This is a genomic window from Wolbachia endosymbiont of Glossina morsitans morsitans (genome assembly GCF_000689175.1).
GTDB classification, from domain to species: domain Bacteria; phylum Pseudomonadota; class Alphaproteobacteria; order Rickettsiales; family Anaplasmataceae; genus Wolbachia; species Wolbachia pipientis.
Genome location: NZ_AWUH01000075.1, coordinates 1 through 2,313, shown reverse-complemented (window position 1 = coordinate 2,313; position 2,313 = coordinate 1). Strand labels below are relative to the sequence as shown.

Here is a 2,313-nt window from a genome sequence, read left to right as displayed (position 1 = left end):
AGGTATTTCTTTACAAGGCTTGCAAGTCTTTTTGGATTATTCAAATAGCTCCACTCTGCTTGTAAAACTTTTATATCACTTTGTACTAAATTAATTTCACTTTTTATTTTTATTAGCTCTCTATTTAACGACTGAACATGTAATTTTACCTTAAATAGTCCTACAATGCTAAGAAAAAACATAACTATTGAGATGATGCAGAAAGTTCTCACGACAACCTCTGTATAGCTCTTAGTTTTGCTGAGCGTGAACGCGGATTTGCACTTACTTCTTCTATACTTGCTTCGATCACTTTTTTATTTAGCAGAGAGAATGTCTTGCAATCAGTAGCACATAAATCTTTAAAAAAAGTTTTGACTATACGATCTTCTAAGGAATGAAAGGTGACAACAATTAATTTGCCATTCTCACCTAAAATCTCAGATGCAGCTTTAATACCCTTTTCAAGTTCTCCCAGCTCATCGTTTACCCATATTCTGATTGCCTGAAATGTTCTGGTTGCAGGATCAATTTTGCTTTTTCCACGAAATACCACGGAACGTACAATATCCGCAAGCTCAAATGTAGTTTTGATAGTTTTCTTCTTCCGCGCATTCATTATTGCTCTTGCAATTTTGCGAGAATGACGTTCGCCTCCGTAGTTATATATAGTATTTGCGATTTCTTCTTCACGTAAAGCGTTAACAAACGTTGAAGCGTTTATATAAGAAGAGTTATCCATACTCATATCGAGTGGACCATCATGTAAAAATGAGAACCCTCTATCTCCGTTATCAAGCTGCATAGATGAAACTCCGATGTCAAAGACCACTCCATCCACTCCGTTTGATGTCATTCCAGCGTGTGACCAGTTATTTTTTCCAGTATCAAGTACTGGGATGACAGGAGATGGCTCAACGCTGCTTAGTATACTTTTAATATTACTAAACTTCTCAATGAATAGTTTTATTCTATCTGGATATCTAATGCTTAAATCATCATAAAACTTAGTTACCGTTTCATCTCTATCAATTGCATGTACTTTGCAATCAGCTGACTCCAATACTGCTTTGCTATACCCTCCAGCTCCAAATGTGGCGTCCACATATATACCACCATCCTGCGGTGATAGTAGTGATAGCATCTCTTTTAACAAAACTGGAGTGTGTGTCATATCCAAAAAATTTAAGTACAGTTGGTGTAGATATCCTACTCTACTCTTCACATCAATTTTATTTATGTACATAGATTTTCTTGCCAAAATATGGTATCTTATCGGAATATATGAGCAATAATATTAAAATTAAGGTTTAATATTGTTAATATAATATTCACATAACGTTCACATTTTTTTTATTACATAAGATCAAACAGGCTATGGGGAAATTATGCAGCAAATAACAAAAGTAATATTTTCAAGTTTGATTTGTAACACTTTATTGTGCTATGACCACATGCTTTTTGGCCACTTAATAAACATAATAGGTGGTGTGTTTTTTCCATCGGATGATCAACTAACCAGCGTATTGAAGGCTTTTGGAGTGTTTGCAGTGGGTTTCTTAATGAGACCAGTCGGTGCTGCTATATTTGGTCACATTGGTGATAAACATGGCAGAAGAGTTGCCTTATTGCTCTCGATTATATTAATAACTTTATCAACCGTATTAATTGCTTTTGTTCCAGGTTATCAAAGCATTGGAATACTAGCGTCAATGCTGGTAGTGTGTTTAAGATTATTGCAGGGTATATCTCTTGGAGGAGAAGCAGGAAATGCACCATTTTTAATAGAACATGCTCCTAAAAACAAAAAGGATTTTTTGGCAGCATTGAGGTATTAAGTGCAATTCTTGGTTCAATATTAAGCCTGATAGCGGTACTCATATGCAAAAAAGTATCTGATTTTGAATCTTGGGGGTGGAGATTACCTTTCATTTTCAGTTTAGCAATGGGATTAATCAGCATATATATGAGATATATACTTGATGAAAGCCCAGAGTATAAAAGACAAAAAAATCCGTCTAAATTGCCACTAAAAGAGTTATTAAACAATTACAAAAAGCCTGTTCTAATATCAATAGGTATTGACTTGGTTGAAAATGCGTCTCTCTATATATGTTTGGTATTTTTCAATGTGCTTACGAATAAAATATTAACAGTAAATACTCATTTTAATCATATAGTGGAAATACTGAGTCAAATTGCGCTAGGAGGATTGACAATATTATTTGCTATACTTTCTGATAAGGTAGGAAGAGAAAAAGTTATGAAATTTGCATTTATAGCTTTTGTAATAGTAAGTTATCCAGTTTTTTCAATGTTATGTAGTGGCAATTA

2 protein-coding genes and 1 pseudogene are annotated in these 2,313 nt (G+C 34.0%); 1 reads left to right on the top strand and 2 read right to left on the bottom strand.

Features of this window, described 5'->3' with window-relative positions; translation table 11 throughout:
• Both ftsL and rsmH read right to left on the bottom strand, forming a co-directional pair.
• Positions 1 to 212, bottom strand: a 212-nt coding sequence (gene ftsL / locus WGMM_RS01750; RefSeq protein WP_038249177.1) for a cell division protein FtsL, incomplete at its 3' end; no start/stop codon positions are given.
• A complete protein-coding gene (rsmH, locus tag WGMM_RS01745; protein ID WP_038249174.1) occupies positions 209 to 1,153 on the bottom strand; it encodes a 16S rRNA (cytosine(1402)-N(4))-methyltransferase RsmH in 945 nt (314 codons plus the stop codon). The genes rsmH and ftsL, both read right to left, overlap by 4 nt.
• 214 nt (positions 1,154 to 1,367) lie before the next feature.
• Between rsmH and WGMM_RS07190 the strand changes: the two are divergent.
• Positions 1,368 to 2,313 (top strand): annotated as a pseudogene (locus tag WGMM_RS07190) (MFS transporter); the annotation flags it as partial.

Coding starts and splice junctions, on each gene's coding strand:
- rsmH (WP_038249174.1), bottom strand. CDS start 1,153: ATGACACACACTCCAGTTTTGTTAAAAGAGATGCTATCACTACTATCA.